The organism is Selenomonadales bacterium, assembly GCA_017442105.1.
Taxonomy (GTDB): Bacteria; Bacillota; Negativicutes; order RGIG982; family RGIG982; genus RGIG982.
The window spans coordinates 1-6032 of record JAFSAX010000123.1 but is presented as its reverse complement, the minus strand read 5'-3'; the positions used below and the strand labels follow the sequence as shown (position 1 = coordinate 6032).

Genomic DNA, 6032 nt, shown 5'->3' with positions numbered 1-6032 from the left:
GTTCGTCCTGAGCCAGGATCAAACTCTCCAATAAATTTTATTGAAGAACCTTGATGGCTCTTATTAAATCTGGTTTAAAAAGAAATTGTTTGTTTGCCTACAGTTCCGAAGAACTGTGTGCGCACATCTAGCGTGTTTGTTGTTTGCATTGTTTAGTTTTCAAAGAACACTTTTAATAGTCTATCACAAGTTTTAGTTTATGTCAACTATTATTTGTGATTTTCTATTTTTTTCGTTGCCCGCTTGAGGCGACTTGTTTATAATATCACAACAGAATCATCTCGTCAACACTTTTTTTGAAGTTTTTTTGATTTTTTATCACTTTTTTCAAGAATGTGTTTGCGCCCTTATTCTGTCTATGTTCATGCGTTTTTATACGATAAGAAAAGGCGTTTCCCTTTTTGAGAGAAACGCCCGCTTGGTTTTTTCTTATAAGTCGGCTTCGACAAGGAAGGCTTTGAGTTTGGTGAGGGCTTTCATCATGTCGAGATAGTGTTCGGGGTTAAGGGACTGCGCGCCGTCGGAGAGTGCTTCTTCGGGGCGTGGGTGCATTTCGACCATGATGCCGTCTGCACCTGCGGTGACAGCTGCCATTGCCATCGGTTTGACGAGTCGCCATTTGCCCGTGCCGTGGCTCGGGTCGACGATGACAGGAAGATGGCTGAGGTGCTTGAGGATACCGATAGCCGCGAGGTCAAGGGTGTTTCTCGTGTATGTTTCGTATGTACGGATACCGCGTTCGCAGAAGATGACGTTGTGGTTGCCTTCGCTCATGATGTATTCGGCTGCGTTGAGCCATTCGTCCATCGTTGCGGAGAGTCCGCGTTTGAGCATGACGGGGCGGTTGGTGCGGCCGACTGCTCTAAGGAGTTTGAAGTTCTGCATATTACGTGCGCCGATCTGAAGGATGTCGGCATAGCTTGCTACAAGTTCTACGGTCTCGACGTCGGTGACTTCGGTGATGATCTTGAGGCCTGTTGCTTCGCGTGCTGCGGCGAGGTATTTGAGGCCTTCTTCTTCAAGTCCTTGGAAGGAGTACGGAGAAGTTCTCGGTTTGTATGCGCCGCCGCGAAGGAATTGTGCGCCGCCTTCTTTGGCGATCTTAGCCGCTTCGAGGATCTGTTCTTGGCTTTCTACGGCACAGGGGCCTGCCATGACGACGAGGGAGCCGTCGCCTATTTTGATGCCGTCTACGTCGATGACGGTGTTTTCTGCTTTGAATCCGCGGCTGACGAGCTTGAAGCTGGCGGAGATGGCTACTTTTTTATCTACACCGCCGTACGTTTCGAACGGTTGGGAGGAGATGAGTTTTTTATCGCCGATCACACCGATGATGGTCTGGAATTCGCCTTCTACGACGTGTGCTTTAAGGCCTGCTCCTTCGATGCGGCTGATGATAAGGTTGATCTCGTCTTTGGTTGCTTCCGGTTTCATTACTATTACCATAATAAAATGCTCCTTTGCTATCTCTTCTTATCTCTTGCTTCTTTCTATTATATCACATCATAAACGACTTGTAAGGATACGTTATGATGTGATTCGATAATCGCATTTGTGCGTCGGCACAATAGAGCAATGCGCGAAGTCTTATGTAAGACTTCTTCTTTTTATTATATCATATTTGTTCTACTGTGTACGAGCCTAAATGTTTAAACCAACTGCTGTTTTTTTGGATCGCGTCGAATGCTTCGCGGATATTGTCTTCGCGCGGTGTGCCTTCGAGGTCGAAGAAGAAGATATATTCTCCGAGTGCGGTACGTGCGGGGCGCGATTCGATACGCGTTAAGTTGACGTCGTGTTTTTTGAATTCGTAAAGTAGATCATATAGACTACCCGGTTTTTGCCCGTTGATCTGGCAGACGATGGACGTTTTGACGTTCGTGCCTTGCGGCTGTATATGGTCTTTGGCAAGGACAACGAATCGCGTGCTGTTGTTGGCGGTGTCGTTAATGGCTGTGGCTATGGGGGTGAGCCCGAATACTTCGCCTGCGCGAACGGAGCCGATAGCGCCGATGGTGCTGCCTTTTTCTGCGGCGAGCTCTACGGCGTGCGCGGTGCTTTTGACAGGGCGCATGAGGACATTGGGATAGTTTTCTTCTATATAATGGCGACATTGCGCGAGTGCTTGTTCATGGGATACGATCTCGGTGACTGTTCCTTCGGGCAAAAAGAGCGCGTGCTCGATGGCGAGCGTGGCTTCACTGACGATATAGAGGCTGGCATCATGCGCGAGGATGTCAAGCGTGATGGTGACGGACCCGCCTAGCGAGTTTTCGATCGGTACGACGGCAAACAGTGCGTCGTCTTGTTCGACGGCGCGGATGGCGCGGTCGATGGATTGATACGCGACGAGTTCTACGTCTTGCCTGTTACCGAACAGTCGCTGTGCGACTTCTTCCGAGTAGGTGCCGCACGGGCCGAGATAGGCAATTTTTTCCATGATATTTCCTCCTTACGAGTACTGCGATATAAAAAAATCCCGCCCCTTATCGAAAGGGCGAGACACTTCTCACGGTACCACCTAACGTTCGTCTTATAAGTAAGACCTCATCTAAGTACGGGCATATAGCCGATACTCTCCTTCTATATAACGGTGAAGGTTCCGTCATCGCCTACCATCATTGACTTCAGCGAGCTGCTCCAAGGCGAACTTCGACGTTTTTTCCTCATCGGGATCCCAGCATATTCCCGACTCTCTGTGTCAGAATAGAACGTGTACTTTTCCTCTTCGTTGCATTTTGTAGCATCATTATTTGATTGGCTATACTATATCACATTTATATCCGAAAAGCAATTATTTTCAACCCTCTTTCTCTTGTCGTTTGTTTTTATGACCTTCTTTTCACGTTTCGCTGTTTTTTTACGATAAAATCGAAAAATCGTTTGCAATCCGCTGTTTCTTACGCTAGACTACTATCATAATATAAACGCGGAGGATCAATATGAGCGTATTAACGGTAGAACATGTTTCGCACGGTTTTGGTGCGAGAACGATATTGGAAGATGCTTCTTTTCGCCTCTTGAAGGGCGAGCATGTCGGCCTCATCGGTGCGAACGGTGAAGGCAAATCGACGTTTTTGAATATTATTACGGGTCGTCTGACGCCTGATGAGGGCAAGATCCAATGGTCGAACCGCGTGTCGATCGGTTATCTCGATCAGCATTCGGTACTGCAGAAGGGAATGTCTATTCGCGACGTCTTAAGAACGGCGTTCGATGAGATGTTCAAGCTCGAGCAGACGATGCTCGGTCTGTATGACCGGATGGGCGAAGCGTCGCCCGATGATATCGACAAGATGATGGCAGAGGCGAGCGAGATCCAAGAGATCTTAGAGGCGAACAGCTTCTATACGATCGATGCGAAGATCGAAGAAGTAGCAGGCGGGCTGGGACTTAGAGATATCGGCCTTGACCGCGATGTAACGGACTTGTCGGGCGGTCAGCGTACGAAGGTGCTCCTTACGAAGCTCCTTCTCCAGAATCCGACGATCCTTATCCTCGACGAGCCGACGAACTATCTCGATACAGAGCATATCGAGTGGCTGACGACATATTTGCAGAACTATGAGAATGCGTTTATTCTCGTATCGCACGATATCCCGTTCCTCAATCGTGTCGTCAATGTTATCTATCACGTAGAAAATGCAGAGCTTACGCGCTACAAGGGCAGTTATGACGACTTCCTCAAGATGTACGAGATCCGCAAAAAACAGCAGGAGGCGGCATTTACACGCCAACAGCAGGAGATCGACCGTTTGGAAGATTTTATCGCGCGCAACAAAGCACGTGTGGCAACGCGCGGTATGGCGAACAGCCGTCAGAAATGGCTCGATAAGATGGAGGTCATCGAAAAACCTCTTGAAAAACCGAAGCCGAAATTCCATTTCCGCGAAGCACGCACGCCGAGCCGTTTCGTATTCCGGACGCATGACTTGGTGCTTGGTTACGACAGCCCTCTCACGAAGCCTGTCAACGTATCTTTGGAACGCGGTCAAAAGGTCGCGATCCGCGGCGTGAACGGTCTTGGTAAAACGACGCTTCTCAAAACGCTCCTCGGTATCATCAAACCGGTGTCGGGCAGTGTTGAGCTGGGCGAGTTCTTAGAACCGGGCTACTTCGAGCAGGAAACGAGCCGTGACAACGACAACACGGCACTCGAAGAAGTATGGCAGGAATATCCGGGCATGACGAATTTTGAAGTCCGTGCGGCACTCGCGCTCTGCGGTCTGACGAACGAACATATCACAAGCAAGATGATCGCTCTCTCGGGCGGCGAGGCGGCAAAGGTACGTCTGTGCAAAGTGATGCAGAAGGATATCAACTTCCTGATCCTCGACGAGCCGACGAACCATCTCGACCAGGATGCTAAAGAGGAACTCAAACGCGCCCTCAAAGCGTTCAAAGGCACCGTCCTTCTCGTATCGCACGAACCCGAGTTCTATGAGGACTGGGTATCGGATATCTGGAACATCGAAGGCTGGACGACGAAGATCGTATAATGAAAAGCAAAAGAAGCACTTCACGCGAAGTGCTTCTTTTTTTGTATCTCGTTATTTACTCATGTTCCACGACAGATCCCAGAATTTTTCTTCGTAGCGCGAGCTGATGACGAAGATGTCGATAAGATGCTGAATCTGTGCTTCGGTATAGTTTTCCGTCAGACGGTCAAGGTGTGCCATGAGAGTTACGTTTTCTTTCGTATACGCGTCCGAGGCATATCCTTTGATCCATTCGCCGTAAAATGGGTGATCGACCGATGCAGGATTGCTCTCGATGATGCGTTTGGCTATCATCTCATAGCTGTGTGCGCAAGAAAGGATAGCCGCCAATATCTCGACCTGTGTTTCCTCATACGCAACGCGGAGCATATACGACGTGTACGAGAGGTTGTCGATTGCGCGCTCTGTACTGTCAAGCTCTTCCTGCGTGATGCCCAGCTCGCCCATGTAGCCGCGGTGGATATCCATCTCGCCGTCGGTGAGGACGTTGATATAGCCTGCAAAGAGGCGTATCATCTCAAGGCTCTCTGCTTTGGCAACGCCGATGGCGAATACCTTGGCATATTCTTCGAGGTAGAGATAATCCTGCAGGATATAGTAGCGGAATTTTTCTTTGTCGAGCGTACCGTCTTCGATGCCTTTAACGAACGGATGATCGTTATATCTGTCCCAGATCGGTTTCGCCGCCGCGAGAAGTCTGTCTACAACTGCCATATCACTTAGCCTCCTTCGCATATTCGCCTGTAAGATCAAAGAGGTGATCGAGCGGGCCCGAGCCCCGGCCGAGGTCGAGCATGGCACTAAGAGCACCCGAGATATATGCTTTGGCACGTTCGATAGCATCGATCATCGAATAGCCTTTGGCAAGGTTCGCCGCAATGGCACTCGAGAGCGTACAGCCTGTGCCGTGCGTGTTCGGATTGTCGATATGTTTCCCGTGAAACCATACGATGTCACCACCTGTCCAGAGAACGTCGTTGGCATCGCTTACCGCATGACCGCCCTTGACGAGGACAGCACAGCCGTATTCTCTGCCGAGAAGCTTGGCTGCTTCTTCCATCTCGCTCTCCGTGCGGATCGTCATACCCGACAAGGCTTCTGCTTCGGGGATATTCGGCGTGATAACGGCCGCAAGCGGGAAGAGGACTTCTTTCATTCGTTCAACGGCACCGCCTTTGGCAAGTGCGGAACCGCTCGTTGCGATCATGACAGGATCGACGACGATATTTTTCGCCTTATGCTCGGCGAGTTTTGCACCGATGGTTTCGACAAGTTCTGCCGATGCGACCATGCCTATTTTGACAGCATCGGGTACGATATCGGTAAATACCGAGTCTATCTGCATCGCAAGAAACTCGGCAGGTACTTCGTGGATACCTTGCACGCCTGTCGTATTCTGCGCGGTGAGTGCGGTGATCGCCGTCATGGCATAGACACCGTTCATCGCCATCGTTTTCATATCGGCTTGGATCCCTGCGCCGCCGCTCGAATCGCTGCCTGCGATAGATAAAGCTGTTTTCACATTGATTCCCT

General features: G+C 49.9%; 5 protein-coding genes and 1 other annotated feature. Of the genes, 1 reads left to right on the top strand and 4 read right to left on the bottom strand.

The window, feature by feature from the left end:
* Positions 1–429: 429 nt before the first annotated feature.
* Entirely contained in the window at positions 430–1446 is a 1017-nt protein-coding gene (gene aroF / locus IJN28_04770) for a 3-deoxy-7-phosphoheptulonate synthase (protein ID MBQ6713081.1), read from the bottom strand.
* A gap of 169 nt (positions 1447–1615) precedes the next feature.
* Positions 1616–2440, bottom strand: coding sequence for a prephenate dehydratase (gene pheA / locus IJN28_04765; protein MBQ6713080.1), 825 nt, complete (start codon positions 2438–2440; stop codon positions 1616–1618).
* A 50-nt stretch (positions 2441–2490) separates the two neighbouring features.
* Positions 2491–2741: a binding site (T-box leader), on the bottom strand.
* 201 nt (positions 2742–2942) lie between these two features.
* Here pheA and IJN28_04760 point away from each other — a divergent pair.
* Positions 2943–4499, top strand: a complete 1557-nt coding sequence (locus IJN28_04760) for an ABC-F family ATP-binding cassette domain-containing protein (protein MBQ6713079.1) — start codon at positions 2943–2945, stop codon at positions 4497–4499.
* 51 nt (positions 4500–4550) lie between these two features.
* Here the strand turns inward: IJN28_04760 and tenA are convergent, their stop codons facing one another.
* Both tenA and thiD read right to left on the bottom strand, forming a co-directional pair.
* Positions 4551–5213 (bottom strand): thiaminase II, encoded by a 663-nt coding sequence (tenA, locus tag IJN28_04755; protein ID MBQ6713078.1) that lies wholly within the window; start codon positions 5211–5213, stop codon positions 4551–4553.
* 1 nt (position 5214) lies between these two features.
* Positions 5215–6027: a bifunctional hydroxymethylpyrimidine kinase/phosphomethylpyrimidine kinase gene (thiD, locus tag IJN28_04750; protein MBQ6713077.1), complete on the bottom strand. Its 813-nt coding sequence runs from the start codon at positions 6025–6027 to the stop codon at positions 5215–5217.
* Positions 6028–6032: the final 5 nt, after the last annotated feature.

Coding starts and splice junctions, on each gene's coding strand:
- aroF (MBQ6713081.1), bottom strand. CDS start 1,446: ATGGTAATAGTAATGAAACCGGAAGCAACCAAAGACGAGATCAACCTT.
- pheA (MBQ6713080.1), bottom strand. CDS start 2,440: ATGGAAAAAATTGCCTATCTCGGCCCGTGCGGCACCTACTCGGAAGAA.
- IJN28_04760 (MBQ6713079.1), top strand. CDS start 2,943: ATGAGCGTATTAACGGTAGAACATGTTTCGCACGGTTTTGGTGCGAGA.
- tenA (MBQ6713078.1), bottom strand. CDS start 5,213: ATGGCAGTTGTAGACAGACTTCTCGCGGCGGCGAAACCGATCTGGGAC.